Source organism: Cupriavidus sp. 01L46, assembly GCF_056399905.1.
Window position 1 is genome coordinate 1 of the sequence record NZ_JBFTSF010000109.1, and the last position, 21,605, is coordinate 21,605.

The window sequence follows — 21,605 nt, forward strand, 5'->3', positions numbered from 1 at the left end:
GAAGTGGGTCGGATCGCCAACGCAGGGCCAGGCCGAGCTGACGGCCATCAAGAACTTCGTGGCTGGCCTGACGAAGCCGGCCAATGTGGGCCTGATGATGTTGTCCCTGGCAAACAAGCGTGATGGCGGCTACCTGCGCTATGGCATACGCGATATGAGCGTGGCCGCCAATAACACTGCGTTGCAGAACATCGTTGGCGGCATCGATGTCAATGCTCCAGATGAAAAGATTGACCAGGCTTCCGGCGACTACGCCAACGCCTTGTACGAAGCCTGGCTCTATCTCAATGGTTCCAACAGCTGGGCGGGCATGGATCCGCTTGCGGATTACTCCGGCAACGCCGGAACCAGCAAGGATAATCTGACAACCTCCGCCATCGGCGGCTTGTCCTCGGGTTACGCCTACAAGGGCTCCGCCAATGGCTCGGCGTACAACAGCCCGATTGGCAGCAGCGGCTGTGCGCACACCTACATCATCTTCATTGGCAACAACCGACAGGGCCAGTTACCGCCCGTGCCCGCCAGCACGGACCCGGCCGCCACCACGCTGGCGAAATACCCCGGGTATTCCACGATCTCGAATGTCCAGGCTGCCTGGGCACGCTTCCTGAAATTGCGCCCGGACCTCGGCGCCGGTAGCGCGGCCGCTGCGAATGGATCCGTGACCACCTTCACCATCGACGCTTACAACGCGCAGCAGAATACCGATTTCACGGCCATGATGAAGAGCGTCGCCGGCAATGGCGGCGGCGACTATTTCCAGGCCGGCAGTGATACCGCTCTGGCGGCGGCGTTGAGCAATATCCTGGCTCAGATCCAGGCGGTGAACTCAGTCTTCGCGTCGGTTTCCCTGCCGGTGTCGGTAAGCGTGCGTGGCACCTATCTGAACCAGGTGTACCTGGGCACGTTCCGCCCGGACGCCTATGCCAAGCCGAACTGGGTTGGCAACCTGAAGCAGTACCAACTGGCTGTGGACTCGACCGGCAACGTGTATATGGCCGATAGCGTTGGCGCGAAGGTGCTGAGCAGCACAACGGGCTTCGTCAACCCAAATGTGATCAGCTTCTGGACCAATCCTTCAACCTTCTGGAATCCTAATTACTACGTGGATTCGCAGGGCGTGGGAGGCAGTTCGGATTCACCTGACGGCGACCTGGTGGAAAAAGGCGGCGTGGGGMAATACCTGCGCACCGCGTTTGCGAATAATCAGGCGAGCCGCAACATCTATACCTGCACCGGCAGTTGCACGTCGGGTTCTTCCCTGTCTGCCACGCCATTCAGCACCAGCAATTCCTCGATCGTGGCCACGATGCTCGGCCTGTCGAGCGGGGCCAACACCGAGCCCGTCATCAATTGGGTGCGAGGGGGCAATACCCTGGCGGACGATCCCCTTGTCGCCAATCCTTCCGCCCCGCCTGTCTACAATATTCGCGGCTTTGCGCACGGCGATGTGCTGCACTCCCGGCCGGCTGTGATCAACTACAATCGCACTGCCGACGATATCGTGGTCTTCTACGGTGCCAACGATGGCATGTTGCATGCTGTCAAGGGTGGTCAGAGCAGTGCCGGCGGAACGGAGTTGTGGAGCTTCATCCCGTCCGAGCATTTCCCGAAGTTCGGCAGGATGTATAACCACTCGCCGTCGATTTCGAGTTCGGCGCCGAAGCCATATTTCGTGGATGGTTCGTCAACGGCCTATACGGAGTCGGACCCCACCACCGGGGCGGTCACCAAGGCTTATCTGTTCCTGACCATGCGTAGGGGCGGGAACTTCATCTATGCCCTGGATGTGACCAACCCAACCGCACCGAAGCTGCTGTGGAAGCATGGCGCCAGCGATACGGGTTTCGGTGAGTTGGGGCAGACCTGGTCGGACCTGCGCATCGCGAAGGTGAAGGCCAATCAGGGCAATCCAGTCGTTGTTTTTGGCCTGGGCTACGATATCGCCGCCAACGACACCATCGTGCAAGGCACCGCTACCCAGGGCGCGCAAGTTCCTTTACGCGCCTGACATCGTGCCCGCCACCGCGCTGAACCCGACCGATAGCCTGCTGATCGGCTCCGGTGACCGAGAGCACCCGTTCGACACGACCATCCAGAATCGGTATTACATGATCAAGGATGACCACAGCCTGAATGCCGTGCGTTCGACCCCCATCACTGAAGGAGTGGCCGGCGCCACGACCGGCGTTGCCGGTCAGCTCTATGACGCCACCGCCGATCTGGTGCAAGTCGGCACTCCAGCCCAGATCGCTGCCGCCAAGCAGGCGCTATCGACGGCAAGCGGCTGGTATGTCACGCTCGGTGCGGGGGAGAAGGTTGTCAGCGGCTCCACTACACTGTCCGGCACGGTCATGTTTACCACCAATACCCCGGCTACCGCGGCTACCAATTCGTGTACGGGAAACCTCGGGGAAGCGCGGTACTACATGATGAACTATCTGACCGCCGCTTCCACCAGTGATCTCACGGGCGACGGTGGCTTGACGGCCGCAGATCGCTATCTAGTGCTAACCGGCGGCGGCTACGCGCCCACGCCGGTCCCGATCTCGGTCCAGATCGGCGGCAACACGTACCAGGCGGCCGTGAGCGGCACCAATGTATTCACGCCGTCCGGACCTACGTTGGGTCGTCGCTATCGTACTTACTGGCGGGGGATTATCGACTAGGGGCGGCGCTTGGCGCAGGCAGTCGGCTGTCGTACCCGAGTGCTCTCAGGCCCCGTTGTGATCTGCTTCCAGACCGACCCAGCGGCGGCCGAGCGGCAAGTTCGGTCGTCCGATATGTTTTCGGGCGACGCCAACTTCAATCAAGCGGCGGGTTTTTATGGGCCCAATGGGAGCCGTTGCGGTCTTAGCCCGTTTGAAGTTCGCTGCGGATGTGGTTGAACGGTCGAACGTGGAAAAAAGCACATCGAGAGCGGCAAGATGATGTCATGCCAAATGGCAGCCATATGGCTAAAAAAAGCCATTCAAAATCAATGATCTGGTCTGCAGAATTGGCGGAAGCGGTGAGATTCGAACTCACGGATGGGTCACCCCATCGGCAGTTTTCAAGACTGCTGCCTTAAACCACTCGGCCACGCTTCCGGAAAGGAATGGCAGGCATTGTAGCGCGAAGCGGGGAGGTCCCGGCCCGAGCGGCATGCTGCCTTGGACGCCGGCACGACGGCCAGCGCCGCGCATTATAGCAAGTGCGGGGACGCGCGGCAGTATGCGGCGTGTAAAGTTGTTTTGTCGGTGTTCGTCGGACGCGATGGAACCTTCATTTCGTCCGACTGATCCTAATATGCGTGAGGKGGCGCATGCCGATGCGCCGCGCTCCCTCGTTCCACGCATTTGCAATCACTTGAGGAGAACAACTGATGAACGGCAAGACTCTGTTGAGCGTGGCGGCGGCCGCCGCGGTGGCTGGCTTGGCGGGTTGCGCGGCGCCCGGTGGTGGCTATGGCGGCGGCTATGGCGGTGGCTACGGTGCGCCGCAGCAAGCGGCGTACCAGGCACCGCCCCCGCCCCCGGGCACCAATAGCTACCAGGCACCCGCGAATTCGGTGTTCTATGGCCGGGTGGAATCGATCGAGCCGGTGACGACGCAGCAAAACAGCTCGGGCTTGCTCGACACCGTGATCGGCGGCGTGGCCGGCGGTTTGCTGGGCCACCAGATCGGCGGGGGCACCGGCAATACCATCGCCACCATCGGCGGCGCGGTGGCGGGTGGCGTGGCGGGCAACCAGATCGAGAAGCGCGCAGGCAGCAGCACCGATACCGTGTATCGCGTCAACGTGCGGCTGGACGATGGCCGCATGGCTACCGTGACGCAGCGCAACGTCAGCAATCTGCGCATCGGTTCCCGCGTCCAGGTGGCCAACGACATGGCGACGCCGTACTGACCGGCGTGCCTTCGCGCCGCGCACGCGAGCAAACGGCCACCCTCGGGTGGCCGTTTTGCTTGTGGCGGCGTGGTATCGCGATCAACCTTTCAGGAACATCTCCTGCAGGTCGTTCAGGAAGCGCCGCCCCAGTTCTGTTGGTTTGATGGTCGCGAGATCCGCTTCCAGCAGCCCTTTCTTTTCGGCGGCGGCCAGGTCGCGGCTGATGGTGTGCAGCGGCAGCCCGGTGTGGTCGAAGAACGTGCTGGCTGGCACGCCGTCAGTCAGGCGCAGCGCGTTCAGCATGAACTCGAAGGGCAGCTCGGCTGCGCCGACATCGTGCTGCTCCTGCACTGCGTTGCCGGCCATGGCCTGCGCCATATACGTGGCGGGATGCTTGTGGCGCATCTGGCGCAGCACCCGGTGCGGGAACGACAGCTTGCCGTGCGCGCCGGCTCCGATGCCCAGGTAGTCGCCAAAGCGCCAGTAGTTCAGGTTGTGGCGCGCTTGCCGGTGCGGCCGGGCGTAGGCCGAGGTTTCGTAGTGGACGTAGCCTGCCTGCGCGGTGCGCGCTTCGATCAGGTCCTGCATTTCATACGCGCTGTCGTCATCCGGCAGCGCCGGCGGAAACTTGGCAAACAGCGTGTTGGGCTCCAGCGTCAGGTGATAGAGCGACAAGTGCGTGGTGTTGAACGACAGCGCCGTCTCCAGGTCYTCGGCGCATTCCGCCAGCGTCTGGCCGGGCAGCGCGTACATCAGGTCGAGGTTGACGTTGTCGAAGTTGTCCAGCGCGATGCCGATCGCCGCGCGGGCCTCCGCGCCGCCGTGGATGCGGCCGAGCGCGGCAAGATGGCGGTCGTTGAAACTCTGGATGCCGATGGACAAGCGGTTGATGCCGCTGGCGCGATAGCTGGCGAAGCGCTCCGCCTCGAAGGTGCCGGGGTTGGCCTCCATCGTGATCTCCGCGTCGGCGTCCAGCGGCAACAGCGCGCGGATATCCGACAGCAGCCGGTCCATGCCTGCGGCCGACAGCAGGCTGGGCGTGCCGCCGCCGATGAAGACCGTGTGCACCTGGCGGCCCCATACCAGCGGCAGCGATTGCTCCAGGTCGGCGCGCAGCGCGTCCAGGTAGGCGTCTTCCGGGATGTCGTGGCTGTCCGCGGCGCCGGGCACGGCATGCGAGTTGAAATCGCAGTACGGGCACTTGCGCACGCACCACGGGATATGCACGTAGAGCGACAGCGGCGGGGAGCCGGGCAGCGCGAGCTGGCCCGGCTGCAGCCACAATGACTTGGTATCGGCGGGGGCGCCGGTGCCCGCGGCCGCCAGGGGAACGATCGGGATCATGGGCAGCCGGTCCCGGGGCTGTCGGCCTGCAGGCGCTCGGTCAGCGCCCTGAGCGCGAGCGCGCGGTGGCTGACGGCGTTCTTTTCCTCGGCGCTCAGCTCGGCCGCGGTCTTGCCCAGGTGCGGGAGCAGGAAGTGCGGATCGTAGCCAAAGCCGGCGTTGCCGCGTGGCGCGTCGACTACTTCGCCCGCCCACACGCCCTCGGCGATCACCGGCCGCGGATCCTCGGCATGGCGCACCAGCACCAGCACGCAGTAGTAGTAGGCGTGGCGGTTGAGCTTGCCGGCCAGCTGCGAGATGAGGTGGGCGTTGTTGGCGGCATCGGACTTGGGCTTGCCCACGAGTTGCGCATAACGCGCGGAGTAGACGCCCGGCGCGCCATCCAGCGCGTCGACGCAGATGCCGGAGTCATCCGCCAGCGCGGGCAGGCCGGCCAGGCGGCTGGCGTGGCGCGCCTTGGTGAGAGCGTTCTCGACGAAGGTGGCGTAGGGTTCCTCGGCCTCGGCAATGCCGAGCTGCCCCTGCGGGATCAGCTCGAAGCCGAGCGGCGCCAGCAGCGCGCCAAACTCGCCGAGCTTGCCGGGGTTGTTGGAGGCGAGGACCAGGCGTTGCATGGCGTTCACCGTATCAGGCCAGGCCCAGCGCGCGGCGCTGGTGCGCCACCAGTTCGGCGATGCCTTGCTCGGCGATGCGCGTCATCGCATCGAGATCGGCACGGCTGAACGGCACGCCCTCGGCGGTGCCTTGCACTTCGACAAAGCCGCCGCTGCCGGTCATCACSACGTTCATGTCGGTGTCGCAGCTACTGTCCTCGGCATAATCCAGGTCGAGCACGGCCACGCCATCCACCATGCCAACCGACACGGCGGCGACGAAGTCGCGGATCGGGCTGGCTTTGATCTGGCCATTGCGCAGCATGGCGGAAACAGCGTCATGGGCGGCCACGAAGGCGCCGGTGATGGCTGCGGTGCGGGTGCCGCCATCGGCCTGCAACACGTCGCAGTCCAGGTGGATGGTGAATTCGCCCAGCGCGGACAGATCGAACACTGAGCGCATCGCGCGGCCGATCAGGCGCTGGATTTCCTGCGTGCGCCCGGTCTGCTTGCCGCGGGCGGCTTCACGGTCCGAGCGCGTGTGGGTGGCGCGCGGCAGCATGCCGTACTCGGCGGTGACCCAGCCTTCGCCGCTGCCCTTCTTGTGGGGAGGCACCTTGGCCAGCACGCTGGCGGTGCACAGCACCTTGGTGTCGCCAAAGGCACTCAGGACAGCGCCTTCGGCGTGGCGGGTGTAGTGGCGGGTCAGAGCAATAGGGCGCAGCGCATCGGCTGCGCGTCCGCTGGGTCGCATGTGGAGGTTTTCTCGGAAATCGATTCAGGACCCGGATTTTAACGCCGCCGGGCTGCGCGTGCGCGTCCTGCCCCAACTCCTCCCGCGGGGGAGTGCTAATTCCCGCGCCATTGCGGCGCGGGCGGTACTTTGGCCCGGGCTCAGCGCATGAAATTGCTGGTCTTGTCGATCGCCGCGCGGATCTCGGCGATGGAGCGCTCGATCTCCTCCTCCGAGAGCAGGTCGGTATCGCCACCGTTGTTCTCCAGGATCGAGGTGGTGAACGTGTTGAGCGGCAGGGTCTCGGTGGCGACTGAGTCCTCGTTGGACAGGTGGGCGTCGAGCTCCCACATCATGGCGATGGCTGTCGTGTTGTCGGCGCCGTCGCCGGCGTTGTGCAGCGCCTGCTCGATCAGGTCCGGGATGGCATGCACCACGGACAAGTTGGTGACCTTCTCCACCAGCAGTTGCTCTTCGATGCTGCCCCACAACCCGTCTGAGCACAGCAGCGCCACGTCGCCCGGCTCCAGCCGCAGTGGGCCGCCGATATCGATCAGCGGCAGGTTGGGCGAGCCCAGGCAGTTGTAGAGCTTGTTGCGCTCGGGATGGTTGGCCACTTCCATTGGCAGCACGCGCTCCTGCTGCAGCAGGTTCTCGATCTTGGAGTGGTCGCGCGTGCGGGTCAGCAGGTTGCCCTTGCGCACCAGGTAGAGGCGCGAGTCGCCGGCGTGGGCCCAGTGGATCTGGCCGTTCTGGACCAGGCAGCAGACCACGGTGGTGCGCGGGACGTCGGCCAGCTGGTTGGCTTCGGCGTAGCGATGGATTTCCCGGTGGGCCAGCATGATGGTGTCCTGCAGGAAATCGGCAGGATTGCGGATCGAAGGCCGGGCCTGGGCCTGGAACTGGCGCGCCAGGGTCTGCAAGGCTTGTTGCGCGGCGACTTCGCCCAGCGCGTGGCCGCCCAGGCCATCGGCCAGCACCATCAGCAGGGCATCCCGCGTAAAGCAATAGCCCATGCGGTCCTGGTTGATGCGGCGGCCGCCTTTTCTGCTTTCCTGGTAGACGGAGAATCGCATGGTGGCTGTAGGAGTCGGTTCTTGAGAGACGGCGGCGTCATCTGCGCGCTCCACCGGCACAGCGTGCGGGCGTGCCGCGAGGCGACGGTTCTCATCATAGTTGCAAATGGTGGCAGAAGGGGGCGCACGGAGGGGGGCTATCCACGACGCGGGGATGGCGCCATTTTGTTATTTATTCGCCGCTTGCGCCGGACTCCTTGGCCTGGATTGCAGCGGCTGGCTCCTCGCGCTTGCGCAGCAGCGTCAGGAACCGGCTTGCGAGGGGGCGCTCGGYGACTGCGGCTGCGGGCGCGGCGGCCTGCTCGCCTAGTGCATTGGTTTGTTCGCGCAACTCCTTCTGCAGCCGGAACACGCTCTGCGGCCGCTCGGAAGGGGGCAGCCGCAGGCACCATTCGACCAGGTCCACCAGGCCGTCGGTATAGCTGGCGCGCAACCGCGTGATGGAGTCCGCCATGCGGTCGTCCTTTTCGCGCTGGTTGGCCTCCTGGGGCGGCATGCCGGCCATGCAGKCGTAGAGCGTGGCGCCAAGGCTGTAGATGTCGGTCCACGGGCCCAGCTCGGAATGCTTGCCGTAGAGCTCCGGCGCGGCAAAGCCCGGCGTGTACATGGGCTGGAAGCGCGCCGCTTCCATGGTCAGGATCTGGCGGGCGGCGCCAAAATCGAGCAGGATGGGCGATTCGTCTTCGCGCAGGTAGATGTTGCCGGGCTTGATGTCCAGGTGCAGCAGCTTGTGGATATGCACTTCGCGCAGGCCGCTCATCAGGTCGTGGAAGACCTTGCGGATGAAGTGTTCGCGCAGCACCTTGGCGCGGCCTTGCTGGCGCGCGTGCAGGATGTGTTCCTGCAGCGTCTTGCCCAGCTCGTAGTTCATCACCATGTAGACGGTGGAATTCTCGCGGAAGAAATTCACCACGCGCACCACGCTGGGATGTGAAATCTTCGCCAGCGAGCGGCCTTCCTCGAAGAAATACTTGAGTCCCAGCCGGAACGACGCCGCGCTTTCCTCGGGCACCACGGGGATCAGCTCGCCGGGCTGGCGGCGTGCCAGAGACGACGGCAGGTACTCCTTGATCGCGACAGGGGAGCCGGTCTCGTCGGTGGCAAGGTAGACGAAACTGAACCCCCCGCTGGCCAACTTCTTTACAATACGATAGTTGGACAGCAGCGTGCCGATGGGCAGCGGTGCGCTCTTTGGAGGTGATGCGCCCTTTGGCTCTGTCATAGGATTCGGGACCTTGATTGCCTCCGGATTGTCCTGACTAATCGAAGACTTGTAAAGAACACAATAGCGGCCATTTTGGCCTCTCTTTTCGGCGTTCAACCAGCGTGGTTGCGGGGCTGCCGGCTCCCCGGGCTGTTTGAACCCATGCGGCCAGATGGCCATTTCGCGAGACTACTTAATGATCCACAGCATGACAGGCTACGGCCTGGCGACGCGCCAGGCGCCGCTGACGGACGCGCAAGGCGCGCCCACCGGCAGGACCGCATCCGTTTCGGTGGAGTTCCGCACAGTCAATTCGCGATTCCTCGACCTGTTTTTCCGGGCTCCCGAAGAATGCCGCGCCTTCGAGCCGGCGCTGCGGGAAATGCTCATGGCGAAGCTGTCGCGCGGCAAGCTGGAATGCCGCATCAACCTGCAGCGCGCCGATGCCGGCGCCGGCGGCACCACGCTGGCGCTCAACGACGCCTTGCTGGCGCAGATCCGCTCGATCGAGGCCACGGTAGCAGCCACCTTCACGCAAGCCGGCTCGCTGCGCATGGGCGAGATCCTGCGCTGGCCCGGCGTGCTGGTGGAGCCCGAGTTGTCGCAGGACGCCCTGCGCGAGGCCGTGACGGACGCTGCCAAGGAAGCGCTGGGCCAGTTGCTGGAAGCGCGCCGCCGCGAGGGCGACGCGCTCAAGGCCACGCTGGACGAGCGCATCGAAGCCATGCTGGCCATCGTCGAGCGCCTCACGCCCACCATCCCGCAGCTGATCTCCCATCACCAGGACAAGCTCACCGAGCGCCTGCAGGAGGCTTTCAACCTGGTCGCGCCCGGCGGCATGCCCTCGATGAGCCGTGACGAAATCGGCGAGCGCATCCGCCAGGAAGCCACGGTCTACGGCATCCGCATCGACATCGCCGAAGAGCTGTCGCGCCTGCAGGCCCACCTGAACGAAACCCGCCATATCCTCAAGAAGGGCGGGCAGGTTGGCAAGCGGCTCGATTTCATGATGCAGGAGCTCAACCGCGAAGCGAATACGCTGGGCTCCAAATCAGCGGCCAAAGAACTGGCCGATGCCGCCATGGAACTCAAACTGCTGATCGAGCAGATGCGAGAACAGATTCAGAACCTAGAATAATCATCATGAGTGAAACGTCGTCCCACGTCGCCATCGACACCGCCTACCCCGGCAACCTGTTCATGGTGGTGGCGCCTTCCGGCGCCGGCAAGTCCACCCTGGTCAACGCGCTGCTGGCGCAGGACCAGGCCATTCGCCTATCCATCTCGCACACCACCCGCGCGCCGCGTCCCGGCGAGCAGGATGGCCGCGAATACCACTTCACCACCGTGGACGCGTTCCGCGCGGCGCGCGATCGCGGCGAATTCCTCGAGTGGGCGGAAGTGCACGGCAACTACTACGCCACCTCGCGGGTGTGGATCGAGCAACAGATGGCCCAGGGCAACGATGTGCTGCTGGAAATCGACTGGCAGGGCGCGCAGCAGGTGCACMAGCGYTTTTCCAACGCCATGGAGATCTTCATCCTGCCGCCGTCGCTGCAAGCGCTKGAAGARCGCCTGAACAAGCGGGGCCAGGACGAGCCGAAAGTGATCGTGCGCCGCCTGCTGGCGGCAGGCAGCGAGATGGCCCATGCGTCCGAGTCGGACTATGTCATCATCAACGAGGTTTTCGAGCAGGCGCTCGAACAGCTTCGCAGCGTCATCCGCGCTACCCGTCTGCGTTTTTCATCACAAAAAGCGCGTCACGCCGACCTCTTCATCGAGCTCGGTATTCATTGATCCGGAGCGCGGCGGGAACGTTTCTTGCCGCGTGCTGTAAAATAGCCGGCATCGCATAAGGTTTTGTCCCGAGGTGGATTACATATGGCGCGTATTACCGTCGAAGATTGTCTGAAACACATCCCGAATCGCTTCGAGCTCGCGCTCGCGGCAACGTACCGGGCCCGTCAGCTGGTGCAGGGTCACACTCCCAAGGTCGAGGCCAAGGACAAGCCCACGGTTGTGGCGCTGCGCGAGATCGCCTCGGGCCAGATCGGCATCGAGATGCTCAAGAAGGTACCGACCTGATTTTCGGGCGGCGGTGGCCAGTCCTAGCAACGCGTACCTTTGCATTGAGACTCTGCTAACGTACCTGTTCGCGTACTTGCTTAACCAGCCAGATTACAGAAGCCGCCCACATGTCTTCCTCCCAGCCTTCCTCCCCTGTCGCGACGGCCAGCCCCACGGCCACGCCGGCGCGATCGCGCGGAGAAGCCACTGGTGACGCGAGTGGCGATGCAGTGCCACCCGTTCAGCGCAAGCGCGCCGTGCCCGGTCAGTCGACCGTGACGGCGCGTACTGGCGCTCCCAATCTTCCCGATCCGCTTGGCAACGATGTCGTTGGCGAGCGTGCCGTTGCCCCCGCAATGGGTGCAGGCAAGGCAAGAGCCGCCCAGGCCGCCGCCGAAAGTGAGCTGAGCGAGGCGCCGCAGGGCGCGGCGCCGGGCGATGCGCTCTTCATCGACGCGGTGCTGGCGCAGTCCTATCGTCACTTCTTCGGCCCGACCTCGCAACCCGCAGTGCCCCCGCGCCAGCAGGTGATCTCGATCACCCGGCTGATGGAGAAGCTCGCTTATCTCAAGCCGGCGGATCAGGCGCACGTGCGCGAAGCCTTCCAGTTCTCGGACGAGGCTCACCTTGGCCAGTATCGCCAGAGCGGCGAGCCCTATATCACGCATCCGGTAGCGGTGGCCGAACTGTGCGCCGACTGGAAGCTCGATGTCCAATCCATCATGGCGGCGTTGCTGCACGATGTGATGGAAGACCAGGGCATCACCAAGAGCGAGCTGGCGGAAAAATTCGGCCCCAAGGTGTCCGAACTGGTCGATGGCCTGACCAAGCTGGACAAGCTCGAATTCCAGAGCCGCGAGCAGGCGCAGGCGGAGAGCTTTCGCAAGATGCTGCTGGCGATGGCGCGCGATGTGCGGGTGATCCTGGTCAAGCTGGCCGACCGCACCCACAACATGCGCACGCTTGATTTCGTGCCGCCGGAAAAGCGGCGGCGGATCGCGCTCGAGACCATGGAGATCTACGCGCCGATCGCGCATCGGCTCGGCCTCAACACCACGTACCGCGAACTGCAGGAGCTGTCCTTCAAGGTGGGTTCGCCGTTCCGCTATGCCACGCTGGAAAAGGCGGTCAAGGCTGCGCGCGGCAACCGGCGCGAGGTGGTCAAGCGCATTCTCGAAACCGCGCAGAAGGCGCTGGGCGACGCCGGCATCGTGGCGGAGCTGTCGGGGCGTGAAAAAACGCTCTACAGCATCTACCGCAAGATGCACGACAAGCAGCTGTCGTTCTCGCAGGTGCTCGACGTGTATGGTTTCCGCGTGGTCGTGGAAACCCAGATGCACACCTATATGGCGATGGGCGCGCTGCACGGGCTGTACAAGCCCATGCCGGGCAAGTTCAAGGACTACATCGCCATTCCCAAGATCAACGGCTACCAGTCGTTGCATACCACGCTGGTGGGCCCGTTCGGCACGCCGGTGGAGTTCCAGATCCGCACCCGCGACATGCACCAGATCGCGGAAGCCGGCGTGGCCGCGCACTGGATGTACAAGCATCAGGCCGACCAGGCCAACGATATCCAGCAGCAGGCGCACCAGTGGTTGCAGTCGCTGCTCGATATCCAGAGCCAGACCGGCGATTCGCAGGAATTTCTCGAGCACGTCAAGATCGACCTGTTCCCGGATGCGGTCTATGTGTTCACGCCCAAGGGGCATATCCGCGCGCTGCCGCGCGGCGCCACCGCGCTCGATTTCGCCTATGCCGTGCACAGCGACCTCGGCAACCAGTGCGTGGCCGTCAAGATCAACAACGAGCTGCTGCCGCTGCGCACTGAGCTCAAGAGCGGCGATATCGTCGAGGTGGTGACGGCGCCATACTCCAAGCCCAATCCGGCTTGGCTGGCGTTCGTGCGCACCGGCAAGGCGCGCGCGGCCATCCGCCACTATCTCAAGACCACCCGGCTCGACGAAGCCATCCAGCTTGGCGAACGCCTGCTGGAGCAGTCGGCGCGACAGCTCGGCATCGAGCTCAAGGCGCTGCCGCAGTCGGTGTGGGACCGCATGGTGCAGTGGACCGGCAACAAGCACAAGGAAGACATCTTTGCCGACCTGGCGCTGKGGCGGCGCGTGCCGGCCGTCGTGGCCAAGCGCATGGAGATCCTGCTGCAGGAGCTGTCCGGCGATGTCGACAGCGCGCTGCTGGCGGCCGTGCAGACCTTCGCCGGCGAAGAAGCCCCCGCAGTGCCGATCACCGGCGATGAAGGCATGTCGATGATCTTCTCGTCATGCTGCCGGCCGATTCCCGGCGATTCCATCGTCGGCTACCTGGGCAAGGGCGAGGGTTTGCAGATTCACGTCCAGGATTGCAAGATAGCCAAGCGCCTGCACAGCAAGGACCCGGAGCACTGGATCGATGTGATGTGGGCGAAGAAGACAACGCGCTCCTTCGATGTGTCGATCAAGGTGATGGTGCGCAACGTCAAGGGCATCGTCGCCCKCGTGGCGGCCGACCTGACTTCGGCCGACGCCAACGTTGCGCACGTGGCGATGGAGCAGCAGGAGGGCGGCCATCAGGAGGCCACCTACATGCAGTTCATCATCCAGGTGCAGAACCGCCTGCACCTGGCCAACGTGATGCGGGCGCTGCGGCGCAACCCCGACGTCATCCGCATCTTCCGCGACCGCAACGACGGCTGACGCAGTCTTCCCGCACGCAAGCACTGAGCCCGGCCGAGCCGGGCTCAGTGCTTTTCCGGCTGCGCGGCGGCGATCGGTTCCGCCTGCTTCCTGGGATAGCTGACTTTCAGGATATCGATCTGCTCCACCCCGGCCGGCGTGCGCAGCGGCACCGTATCGCCTTCGCGCGCCTTGAGCAGCGCGCGCGCGATCGGCGAGATCCAGCTCACGTGGTTGCTGTCGAGGTCGACCTCGTCGGTGCCGACAATCGTCACGGTGGTTTCCTCGCCGGCCTGGTCGGCATAGGTGACGGTGGCGCCGAAAAAGATCTGGTCGTTGTCGCCCTGCAGGGACGGGTCCACCACCTCGGCCTTCTCCAGGCGCTTGGTCAGGAAGCGGATGCGGCGGTCGATCTCGCGCAGGCGCTTCTTGCCGTAGTGATAGTCGCCGTTCTCGGAGCGGTCGCCGTTGGATGCGGCCCACGAAACGATTTGGACCACCTCCGGGCGCGCCGTGTCGATCAGGTGCATCAGCTCATCGCGCAAGCGCTGGTAGCCTTGCGCCGAGATGTAGTTCTTGGTGCCAGGTGGCAGCGGGGTGGCGCCTTCGGGAAGGTCGTCGTCCTCGTCGCCGGGTGACTCTTTGACAAATGCCTTGTTCATGATCCGATCACATCTGCGGGGCTGTCATTATAGGAAGCGGCGGCCTGCCGGAGGGGAAAGCAAAAAAAGTGGGGCAGGGGGGTTCCCAAATTTCAAAAGTACGTTATAATTTCTTTCTCGAGTGCGGCTGTAGCTCAGTTGGATAGAGTACTTGGCTACGAACCAAGGGGTCGTGGGTTCGAATCCTGCCAGCCGCACCACTCATTGCAAAAAGAGCTTCCAGAAATGGAAGCTCTTTTTTCATTTGGGCTTCTGCCGTCGCTCTCGGTTCCTGGTCCGCCTGCTTCCAGATGCGGATCTGCTCATTCTACGGCGTTCCGCCGCGCGTCGACCGTAATCGCCGCGATTGAGACTTGTCTCATCGTGCGCCGGGCTTCCTCTCGCTAATCTCTATTCCGGTGCGCATTCTCGCGCGTTCATAACCGGATCGCTCTCTTGTTGCTGCTTCCCGATCTGCCGGGCCGAGCGATCGCGCTTTCCTCTGGAGCGTCTTGCGATGCGATCGTTGCCATGGTTTGTCTGTGCCGCCGTGCTTGCCGTCGTGGCCAGTGCCGCATGCCGTTGGCGCAAGCCGGGCGTGCCGCCAGCCGTGTTGCCGCCAGCGGCGGAGCGCGGGCCGGACTTGCAAGCCCGTGTCTGTAGCCAGGCGATCGAGGGCAAGTCTGCGTCGGCCACCGGCGAGCGCATGTGCGGTTTGCTGGTGGGCTTTTTGCACGATGCGCGGTTGACCCTTAACGTCAGCAACCTTGCCACCGGTGTGGACCCGCGCACGCAGGCGTGCGTGCTGGCTACCGACTGGCATATCCATACGGCCGGCGAGGCGCGGGGCACGCTGGCGTGGCTGCTGGAGGAGGGGCATCGCGCGCTGTATCCGCAGGTCTGCCGGATCTTGTTCTCGGTGCCGCGCACGGCGCGCGAGCGTGAGATCGTGCTGCTCGATGATCGCTTCGACCCGGTGCGTCTTGCCCAATGCATCGACAATCTCGAGCGCGCCATGCCGGACCTGCGCGCGAGTCGCCTGCTCGGCTCGCGGGTCGATCTTGCGCGTGGCGTGCTGGCCTGGGACATGAGCCGCGCGATTCATGTCGCGCGGGCCGCCTACGACTGTGGCATGCAAACCGAGGCGCAGGCCTGGGCCGTGATCGAGCAGGCAGCGTCGCAGGTCTTCGCGCAGATGGCGTCCTGGCAGGAGGTCGCGGTGAGCTACCTGCTGGGCCGGGCCATGTGGGCCGGGCCCGGCGCCGGTTTGCAGCGGCAGCTGGCGTTTGTCCGGCATTGCCTCGACGATTCGGATAGCCCCATGCGCGAGGTGCGCTATCACGCTGCGCACTATGGCGTGTAGGTGCGCGCCGGCTTGCGGGACCGGTGCTGGCGGCCTAGGCTGGTTCAGGAGCGTGCGGGGGCGCCAAGCGCTATGCTTCTTGCTTGCGGCAAGAACCATGGGAGGATCCAATGAGCAATGCGGACTGGCGGGTGGAAGCCTATCGGGGCATGGATGTCTATGTCCTCGTATCGAGGCCGGGCGACGGCGGCGTCCCGGCTTTGGGCAAGGTTGCCCAGTGGGGGTACGAGGTGCGCGTCTGCCAGGAGGGCGCGGATCCCTCCGATGCCGGCGACATCGAGCGCTTGTCGGGCGACGGCGCGCAGTTTGCTACCCGGCACGCTGCCGAAGTCGCCGCGTTCGCTGCGGCCTATCAGCTTGTGGACARGCTGGTGGGGCCGGTGACGGACTAGCGGGCATGTCGTCCTTGCCGTGCGGGCAATGCGGGAGTACGCCATAGCGCGTGCTGTCGCGCCCGATGACAGGTTTTTCACGATGACGTCACAAAGCGATTGCAATGCGCGGCGGGATCCACCATAATCCGGCCTCTCGGACGCGGGGTGGAGCAGTTGGCAGCTCGTCGGGCTCATAACCCGAAGGTCGCAGGTTCAAGTCCTGCCCCCGCAACCAAAGACCTTTTCTGGTCTCCGAAGCTCGTCTCCGGGCCGTCCTGGCCAAGTTCTGCAAATTCCCAACAATACGAAACCCGAGCATTGCGCGGGACCGCTTTGCATTGCGTGCGCCATGGGTTCGCGCTGATCAGTGCCGCCCGCGGCCGCCTCCGCTGCGGCCGCCTCGCGCGCCTCCCGCTGCCGTACCTCCCCAGCCACCGCCATGGTAGTAGCCGCGCGCCATGCCGGAGTGATAGTGATAGCCACCGTAGTATCGCGGCCCGCCCGCGTGGTAGCCGGGGCCGCGATAGTAGCCATAGGCGCGATAGCCGCGATCGCGGTGATAGCCGCCGTAACCGTAGTAGAAGGCAGGGCCGTAGAAGCCGCCATAGTAGGGCAGCGCGTAGTCGTACCCATACCCGTAGGCGTAAGTGCCAGGGGGATAGGCTATGCCACCCTCGTAGAACCCGTAGGGATCGTAGGGGTTGTAGCTGTCGTAAGGGTCGTAATAAGGGTAGCCGGCGCATGCGCTCACGCACAGCACTGTCACTGCTAACAACAAGCGGAGCAAGGCGCGGTGCATGGGGCTTCGGGTTCGCCAACGGATCGCGCCCGGCGGGCGCCGGACGATAACAATGAGAGACTGTGATCCGCTGAGCGGTTCAGTGTCGCGCTGGCTGGCGCCCGCACGGCGCCTGCCAGAGATTCAGGCKGGCGCCCGGGCCAGTTCGGCCGCGCGCGAAAATGTGTCTCGGACTTGCGGCTGGCCTTCGCGCGCCGCTGCCTCGGACCTGGCCGTCAAGCGCTCGATCAGCACGCTCAGGTTATTCCCCTGCGGGGCGGTCTTGCTTGCGCGGCACTGACCGACGGCCTCGCGCACGACCTGTCCAAGTTCCTCGTTCACATCCGCGCCATCGAAGGCGCTGATCGACAGGGCGGAAATCTGCTCGAGGTAGAGATTGACCAACGCTTCGTCGTGTACCGGTTCGGGCATTTCCGTCTCCTTGGCATTATGGACTGGGTCCAATCCATTGTAGTAGGCCGCATGCCCGACGCATGTCGGCACAAGGCCTACAGGGCGGCTCCCCTGCGCAGGGCTTGCGTCAGGTCAAGGCCAGTTGATACTGATAATGATTCCCATTTGTGTGATCCGTGGCTTTCTCTTACAATCGGCGCTCGTCTGGGGTACGGCAAGGTGCCCCGGGCCAACCGTCTTGCCGAGGTAATCGAAATCATGATGCTGCAGATCCCCGATGTGCTGACAAAGGCGCAGGTTGCCCAATGCCGCGCCTGGATGGATGCGGCTGAGTGGACCGACGGCAACGCCACTTCCGGGCATCAGTCGGCGCTGGCCAAGCGCAACCTCCAACTGCCCGAAGGCTCGCCGGTGGCGCGCCAGGTAGGCGACCTGATCCAGGATGCGCTGGGCGCCAATCCGCTCTTTATCTCGGCCGCGCTGCCGCTCAAGGTCTATCCGCCCTTGTTCAACCGCTACGAGGGCGGGCACGCGTTCGACAACCATATCGACAACGCGATCCGCCACCTGCGCGGCACCAACTTCCGCGTGCGCAGCGACCTCTCGGCAACGCTGTTCCTGACGGAGCCGGAAGACTACGACGGCGGCGAGCTGGTGGTGGAGGATACCTACGGGCAGCAACGCGTGAAGCTGCCAGCGGGGCATATGGTGCTGTACCCGGCCACCAGCTTGCATCACGTCAGCCCGGTTACGCGCGGCGCGCGCGTGTCGTCATTTTTCTGGATCCAAAGCATGGTGCGCGACGAGGGCCAGCGGTCGGTGCTGTTTGAGCTCGATACGCAGATCCAGCGGGTCGGCCAGGCACTAGGACACAAGGACGCGGCCGTGGTGGGGCTTACCGGCGTGTATCACAACCTGCTGCGTCGCTGGGCCGACGCCTGAGCGGCGGCGTGGGCAATGAGGGGAACGGGGGAGGGAGCGAAGCGGGGAGGGGATGTTGAGGCAGGGGGCTTCGGCTTGATGCTTTGGCTTGATACTCGCGAATCGCCGGCATTGGCCAGCGATTCGCGATGCAGGGTGCAGCGAGGCTAACGGCGATCCCGGTGCTGCGGCGGCAACGGGACCATGGCTACGCGTCGTCGCGCGGGCTTGAGCGCGCGCTGCATCGGCCAGAACACGTATTGGGTATGCGGATCCATCGGCTTGCCGAAGTAGGACACCCACACCTGCACGCCCTGTTCGGTTTCTGCAACGATGGCAGCCACTGCGCGGGCTGCGACTGCGGGAGATTTGAGCAAGGTGGCCAGCGCTTCGACACCTTGGACCACGTGGTGCTTGACACCACTGAACCATGCGTATTGACGCATGGCTGACAACAAACGCTCGGTCATGAACTCTGGTGTTTGGTTGGAAGTAAAGATCAGACCGGAGCTTACACGCTTTGTTCAGTGCTGATTGATGGGACCTGTCTATCGCTTACCCTGAGTCATCGGATGTCCCTGTCCCTGTCCCTGCCGCGAGTGCCGGGCYCGGTGCCTTTCGTCATCGCGTCAATGCGTCAATGCGCTCGTGCCGATCGGCCGCCACATTGACAACGCAAGGGCCGAGGATTAGCGTCATCAACAGGACCATCCGACCCTTGAAGCCTTCCTGGGAGCTTGCCGATGACCGAAGACATGCTGCTGCAACTGATGGTGGAAGTCGAGAAGGAGGACCCTATCGACTATGCCGACCTGCCCTTCGACGACGCCACGCTGCGCGCGCTGGTGTGCCGCTTGGTGGCGCAGCGCTCCAGCGCCATGGAGACGGCCGGCATGCCGGTGGACGCGATGCTGGCGACCATGTGGGCTTCCACCGCCAAGCTGGTGCTGGAGAACATGGTGCTCAACGCGCGCCTGCTGACGCTGCAGGGCTTGCCGGACGACGCCAACGCGCTGATCGACCGCATCGCCCGGCAATCCCGCGGCACGCCCTGAGGCGAGGCCGCCCTCCGGCCTCTTAGGCCGCTTGCGCCGCCGATCCTGAGCAATGGATCGGCGTGTGGCGTATCGCTATCTTCCAGCAGGGCGCCTCCCATTTCGATACACTACGGGTTTTCGCCCCCGACACCGTCGCGTTGCCCGCGTATGCAACTGCGCGCGGTACTGCTGATATGGAGGATTTCGGGTGATCAAGTGGATAATCGTCGCGGCGTACCTGGGAGCGATCCTGTACGTGCATTTCCGTGGCAAGGTGAGGCTGCGCATCTGGCGCCAGTTGCTCGACCATTCGGCCCTGGTGGCCCCGGTCAACTGCTTCATGTATGTATTTTCCGGTGTGCCGCGCACGCCCTACATCCCCGTCGAGCGCTTTCCCGAGCTGGAGAAGATCCGCGCCGCGTGGCCGGAGATCCGCGACGAAGGCCTGGCCCTGGCTGCCATGCGCAAGATCAAGGCGGCCGACAAGAATAACGATGCCGGTTTCAACTCGTTCTTCAAGTACGGCTGGAAGCGTTTCTACCTGAAATGGTATGAAGCCCGCCATCCGTCGGCCGAGGTCCTGTGCCCGCGCACGGTGGAGCTGCTGCGTGGCCTGCCGAGCGTGAAGGCGGCGATGTTCGCCGAGCTGCCGCCTGGTGGCAAGCTCAACCCGCACCGCGATCCGTTCGCGGGCTCGCTGCGTTATCACCTGGGCCTGGCCACGCCTAACGACGACCGCTGCTTTATCGAGGTCGACGGCGAGCGCCATAGCTGGCGTGACGGCGAGGGCGTGGTGTTCGACGAGACCTACCTGCACTGGGCGGAGAACAAGAGCGACAGCAACCGGCTGATCCTGTTCTGCGACATCGAGCGTCCGATGCGCTTCGGCTGGGCCGGCAAGGTCAACCGCTGGCTGGGCCGCAAGGTCATGACCGCKGCGAGCTCGCCCAACGAAGAGTCCGACCAGACCGGCATGATCAACCGCCTGTTCCGCTTTGTCTGGATTTGCGGCCAGTATCGCCGGCGTTTCAAGGCGTGGAGCCGGCCGGCTTACTACGTGGTCAAGTTTGGCCTGATCGCCGCCGGCGTGGCGCTGATCGTGTACCTGTAACGATCGAAAGCTCGAAAGCTCGAAAGCTGGAGAGCTGGAGAGCGCGAATACAGAAGAAGAAAGGGCCGGCTGATGCCGGCCCTTTCTTTTGCCCATCGGCGGTGGCCTATCGGCGGCGGCGCTCGCGCTCGTCGTCGAGCGCCTCGTAGTGGGCGCGCTTGGCCTGGTACATGCGGGCGTCGGCCAGCTTGACGGCGTCGCTCAGGCGGTCCGTTGCGCTGCAGCTTGCGGTGCCGATCGACAGGCTGAGCGCGGTGCCCGGATAGAACTGGTTGTTGAGCTCCACCACCTGGTGGATCTGCTCGACCACTGTGGCCACGCTGCGCTCGTCGCGCGCCGGCAGCAGCACCATGAACTCGTCGCCCCCGACCCGTGCCACGCAGACCTGGTCGCCCACGGCCTTTTTCAGCGCCTCGCCGGTGCGGCGCAGGAGCGCATCGCCGTCGCCGTGGCCGAGCTGGTCGTTGACCTGCTTCAGGCCGTTCAGGTCGACCGCGATCACGCTGACCGGCCACGGGCCCTTGCGGCCCTGCTCGGCGAACTGGATGCGCATATTGTCGCGGAACACGTCGCCCAGGCGCGAGAGCAGCTCTTCCTTGGTCGACGCGCTGAACATCAGCAGGGTTTGCTGGTTGACGTCGAGCACGCGGATTTCCTGCATGCAGCGCGAAATGAAATCCGGATGCACGTTGAGGAAGGTGCGGAAATCCGAGATGCCCGCGCMGCGGACTTCATCGAGCAGCACCTTGACCGCGCTGAAATCCTCGACCCACAGCGAGACCGGCGAATGCTCGAACAGGCCCAGCGCGTATTGTTCGCTGCGGCGCAGCTCGCGTTCGGTGGCCACGCGCGCAGTGATGTCCTCGATCGACAGCAGCACGCGTTCCCAGGTGGCCTCATGGCCGGGCATGACGGTGGCATCCAGGCGGATGTCCAGCCTCTTGCCTTCCAGCGTGTAGTTGACGGTCTGGCTTGAAAAGCGCAATTCGCCGTCCCACAGCTGGCCGAGCTCCTCGACGTGCTGGTCGAACATTTCGTCGCGAAAGACGGTGTCCAGGTTATTGACGAGGTCGGTGAGGTCGGCGGCGCGGAAGAGGTCCAGCGTGCGCTGGTTCACGTCCAGCACGCGGATCCGTGCCGAGCAGTGCGCGACTTCCTCCGGATTGGCGCGCAGGTGGCCGCGCAGGTCGGTCACGCCCCGCGCGCGCAGGGCCTGGAAGTGCTCGCGCACGGCGCTGAAGTCTTCCAGCCACAGCGAGACTGGCGCCAGCTGGAACAAGGCTTTGTATTCGTTGTCGGTCCGCGGCGTGTCGGTCGTTGCTATCAGTGCGTCTTTTCCCAATCCCTATCCCCATCCCAATCCCGTTTGGCGCGGGCCAGTGGCTGGCACGCGTGTGGCACGGCTG

General features: G+C 64.4%; 22 protein-coding genes and 3 tRNA genes. 14 read left to right on the forward strand and 11 right to left on the reverse strand.

What is annotated here, in order from left to right; genetic code table 11:
* On the forward strand, window positions 1–2,011 hold a 2,011-nt coding region (locus AC1DS3_RS19890; RefSeq protein ID WP_477127789.1), incomplete at its 5' end, for a pilus assembly protein.
* 4 nt (window positions 2,012–2,015) lie between these two features.
* Window positions 2,016–2,669 (forward strand): hypothetical protein, encoded by a 654-nt coding sequence (locus AC1DS3_RS19895; protein ID WP_477127790.1) that lies wholly within the window; start codon window positions 2,016–2,018, stop codon window positions 2,667–2,669.
* A 330-nt stretch (window positions 2,670–2,999) separates the two neighbouring features.
* Here AC1DS3_RS19895 and AC1DS3_RS19900 read toward each other — a convergent pair.
* Window positions 3,000–3,089, reverse strand: a tRNA-Ser gene (locus AC1DS3_RS19900).
* Window positions 3,090–3,364: 275 nt separating this feature from the next.
* Here AC1DS3_RS19900 and AC1DS3_RS19905 point away from each other — a divergent pair.
* Complete coding sequence (locus AC1DS3_RS19905) at window positions 3,365–3,889, forward strand: outer membrane lipoprotein (RefSeq protein WP_477127791.1); 525 nt, start codon at window positions 3,365–3,367, stop codon at window positions 3,887–3,889.
* 81 nt (window positions 3,890–3,970) lie between these two features.
* On the opposite strand, the gene hemW is transcribed toward AC1DS3_RS19905, so the two are convergent.
* From hemW to AC1DS3_RS19930, 5 genes are all read right to left on the reverse strand, one after another.
* Window positions 3,971–5,215, reverse strand: coding sequence for a radical SAM family heme chaperone HemW (gene hemW / locus AC1DS3_RS19910; protein ID WP_441639398.1), 1,245 nt, complete (start codon window positions 5,213–5,215; stop codon window positions 3,971–3,973).
* On the reverse strand, window positions 5,212–5,829 hold the full coding sequence (gene rdgB / locus AC1DS3_RS19915) for an RdgB/HAM1 family non-canonical purine NTP pyrophosphatase (RefSeq protein WP_441639397.1): 618 nt from the start codon (window positions 5,827–5,829) through the stop codon (window positions 5,212–5,214). Before rdgB ends, hemW begins: the two co-directional genes overlap by 4 nt.
* Before the next feature lie 13 nt (window positions 5,830–5,842).
* Window positions 5,843–6,562 (reverse strand): ribonuclease PH, encoded by a 720-nt coding sequence (gene rph / locus AC1DS3_RS19920; protein ID WP_441639396.1) that lies wholly within the window; start codon window positions 6,560–6,562, stop codon window positions 5,843–5,845.
* Between the two features lie 140 nt (window positions 6,563–6,702).
* Complete coding sequence (locus AC1DS3_RS19925) at window positions 6,703–7,617, reverse strand: PP2C family protein-serine/threonine phosphatase (RefSeq protein ID WP_441639395.1); 915 nt, start codon at window positions 7,615–7,617, stop codon at window positions 6,703–6,705.
* A gap of 172 nt (window positions 7,618–7,789) precedes the next feature.
* A complete protein-coding gene (locus AC1DS3_RS19930) occupies window positions 7,790–8,839 on the reverse strand; it encodes a serine/threonine protein kinase (RefSeq protein WP_477127792.1) in 1,050 nt (349 codons plus the stop codon).
* Window positions 8,840–9,017: 178 nt separating this feature from the next.
* On the opposite strand from AC1DS3_RS19930, the gene AC1DS3_RS19935 reads away from it, so the two are divergent.
* From AC1DS3_RS19935 to AC1DS3_RS19950, 4 genes are all read left to right on the forward strand, one after another.
* Window positions 9,018–9,959, forward strand: coding sequence for a YicC/YloC family endoribonuclease (locus tag AC1DS3_RS19935; RefSeq protein ID WP_441639393.1), 942 nt, complete (start codon window positions 9,018–9,020; stop codon window positions 9,957–9,959).
* Between the two features lie 5 nt (window positions 9,960–9,964).
* Entirely contained in the window at window positions 9,965–10,618 is a 654-nt protein-coding gene (gene gmk / locus AC1DS3_RS19940) for a guanylate kinase (protein WP_477127793.1), read from the forward strand.
* 84 nt (window positions 10,619–10,702) lie between these two features.
* Window positions 10,703–10,906 carry a DNA-directed RNA polymerase subunit omega gene (rpoZ, locus tag AC1DS3_RS19945; RefSeq protein WP_006162413.1) on the forward strand — a complete coding sequence of 68 codons (204 nt, stop codon included), beginning with the start codon at window positions 10,703–10,705 and terminating at the stop codon, window positions 10,904–10,906.
* A 257-nt stretch (window positions 10,907–11,163) separates the two neighbouring features.
* On the forward strand, window positions 11,164–13,581 hold the full coding sequence (locus AC1DS3_RS19950) for a RelA/SpoT family protein (RefSeq protein WP_477127799.1): 2,418 nt from the start codon (window positions 11,164–11,166) through the stop codon (window positions 13,579–13,581).
* A gap of 44 nt (window positions 13,582–13,625) precedes the next feature.
* Here AC1DS3_RS19950 and greB read toward each other — a convergent pair whose 3' ends face one another.
* Complete coding sequence (gene greB, locus AC1DS3_RS19955; protein WP_441639391.1) at window positions 13,626–14,222, reverse strand: transcription elongation factor GreB; 597 nt, start codon at window positions 14,220–14,222, stop codon at window positions 13,626–13,628.
* A 123-nt stretch (window positions 14,223–14,345) separates the two neighbouring features.
* Between greB and AC1DS3_RS19960 the strand changes: the two genes are divergently transcribed.
* The 4 genes from AC1DS3_RS19960 to AC1DS3_RS19975 all read left to right on the forward strand — a co-directional run bounded on the left by AC1DS3_RS19960 (window position 14,346) and on the right by AC1DS3_RS19975 (window position 16,173).
* A tRNA-Arg gene (locus AC1DS3_RS19960) sits at window positions 14,346–14,422 on the forward strand.
* A 296-nt stretch (window positions 14,423–14,718) separates the two neighbouring features.
* On the forward strand, window positions 14,719–15,564 hold the full coding sequence (locus AC1DS3_RS19965) for a DUF1266 domain-containing protein (RefSeq protein ID WP_477109264.1): 846 nt from the start codon (window positions 14,719–14,721) through the stop codon (window positions 15,562–15,564).
* A 110-nt stretch (window positions 15,565–15,674) separates the two neighbouring features.
* Window positions 15,675–15,956, forward strand: coding sequence for a hypothetical protein (locus tag AC1DS3_RS19970; protein ID WP_477127794.1), 282 nt, complete (start codon window positions 15,675–15,677; stop codon window positions 15,954–15,956).
* Window positions 15,957–16,097: 141 nt separating this feature from the next.
* Window positions 16,098–16,173: transfer RNA gene (locus AC1DS3_RS19975), tRNA-Met, on the forward strand.
* A gap of 129 nt (window positions 16,174–16,302) precedes the next feature.
* Here the strand turns inward: AC1DS3_RS19975 and AC1DS3_RS19980 are convergent.
* Together AC1DS3_RS19980 and AC1DS3_RS19985 are read right to left on the reverse strand one after the other, a co-directional pair.
* Window positions 16,303–16,689 carry a hypothetical protein gene (locus tag AC1DS3_RS19980; RefSeq protein WP_477109263.1) on the reverse strand — a complete coding sequence of 129 codons (387 nt, stop codon included), beginning with the start codon at window positions 16,687–16,689 and terminating at the stop codon, window positions 16,303–16,305.
* A 171-nt stretch (window positions 16,690–16,860) separates the two neighbouring features.
* The gene (locus AC1DS3_RS19985) at window positions 16,861–17,148 is read right to left on the reverse strand and encodes a hypothetical protein (protein ID WP_441639567.1); all 288 of its coding nucleotides are present in this window, start codon (window positions 17,146–17,148) and stop codon (window positions 16,861–16,863) included.
* A gap of 240 nt (window positions 17,149–17,388) precedes the next feature.
* Between AC1DS3_RS19985 and AC1DS3_RS19990 the strand changes: the two genes are divergently transcribed.
* Entirely contained in the window at window positions 17,389–18,072 is a 684-nt protein-coding gene (locus AC1DS3_RS19990) for a Fe2+-dependent dioxygenase (RefSeq protein WP_267605928.1), read from the forward strand.
* A 146-nt stretch (window positions 18,073–18,218) separates the two neighbouring features.
* Here AC1DS3_RS19990 and AC1DS3_RS19995 read toward each other — a convergent pair whose 3' ends face one another.
* Window positions 18,219–18,521 (reverse strand): hypothetical protein, encoded by a 303-nt coding sequence (locus tag AC1DS3_RS19995; RefSeq protein WP_082054800.1) that lies wholly within the window; start codon window positions 18,519–18,521, stop codon window positions 18,219–18,221.
* 273 nt (window positions 18,522–18,794) lie between these two features.
* Between AC1DS3_RS19995 and AC1DS3_RS20000 the strand changes: the two genes are divergently transcribed.
* Window positions 18,795–19,106: a hypothetical protein gene (locus AC1DS3_RS20000; RefSeq protein ID WP_441639566.1), complete on the forward strand. Its 312-nt coding sequence runs from the start codon at window positions 18,795–18,797 to the stop codon at window positions 19,104–19,106.
* A 190-nt stretch (window positions 19,107–19,296) separates the two neighbouring features.
* Window positions 19,297–20,199, forward strand: coding sequence for a lipid A hydroxylase LpxO (lpxO, locus tag AC1DS3_RS20005; protein WP_441639565.1), 903 nt, complete (start codon window positions 19,297–19,299; stop codon window positions 20,197–20,199).
* A gap of 106 nt (window positions 20,200–20,305) precedes the next feature.
* Here lpxO and AC1DS3_RS20010 read toward each other — a convergent pair whose 3' ends face one another.
* Window positions 20,306–21,541: a GGDEF domain-containing protein gene (locus AC1DS3_RS20010; protein ID WP_477127795.1), complete on the reverse strand. Its 1,236-nt coding sequence runs from the start codon at window positions 21,539–21,541 to the stop codon at window positions 20,306–20,308.
* Window positions 21,542–21,605: the final 64 nt, after the last annotated feature.

Coding starts and splice junctions, on each gene's coding strand:
- AC1DS3_RS19905 (WP_477127791.1), top strand. CDS start 3,365: ATGAACGGCAAGACTCTGTTGAGCGTGGCGGCGGCCGCCGCGGTGGCT.
- rdgB (WP_441639397.1), bottom strand. CDS start 5,829: ATGCAACGCCTGGTCCTCGCCTCCAACAACCCCGGCAAGCTCGGCGAG.
- AC1DS3_RS19925 (WP_441639395.1), bottom strand. CDS start 7,617: ATGCGATTCTCCGTCTACCAGGAAAGCAGAAAAGGCGGCCGCCGCATC.
- AC1DS3_RS19935 (WP_441639393.1), top strand. CDS start 9,018: ATGATCCACAGCATGACAGGCTACGGCCTGGCGACGCGCCAGGCGCCG.
- rpoZ (WP_006162413.1), top strand. CDS start 10,703: ATGGCGCGTATTACCGTCGAAGATTGTCTGAAACACATCCCGAATCGC.
- greB (WP_441639391.1), bottom strand. CDS start 14,222: ATGAACAAGGCATTTGTCAAAGAGTCACCCGGCGACGAGGACGACGAC.
- AC1DS3_RS19965 (WP_477109264.1), top strand. CDS start 14,719: ATGCGATCGTTGCCATGGTTTGTCTGTGCCGCCGTGCTTGCCGTCGTG.
- AC1DS3_RS19990 (WP_267605928.1), top strand. CDS start 17,389: ATGATGCTGCAGATCCCCGATGTGCTGACAAAGGCGCAGGTTGCCCAA.
- AC1DS3_RS19995 (WP_082054800.1), bottom strand. CDS start 18,521: ATGACCGAGCGTTTGTTGTCAGCCATGCGTCAATACGCATGGTTCAGT.
- AC1DS3_RS20000 (WP_441639566.1), top strand. CDS start 18,795: ATGACCGAAGACATGCTGCTGCAACTGATGGTGGAAGTCGAGAAGGAG.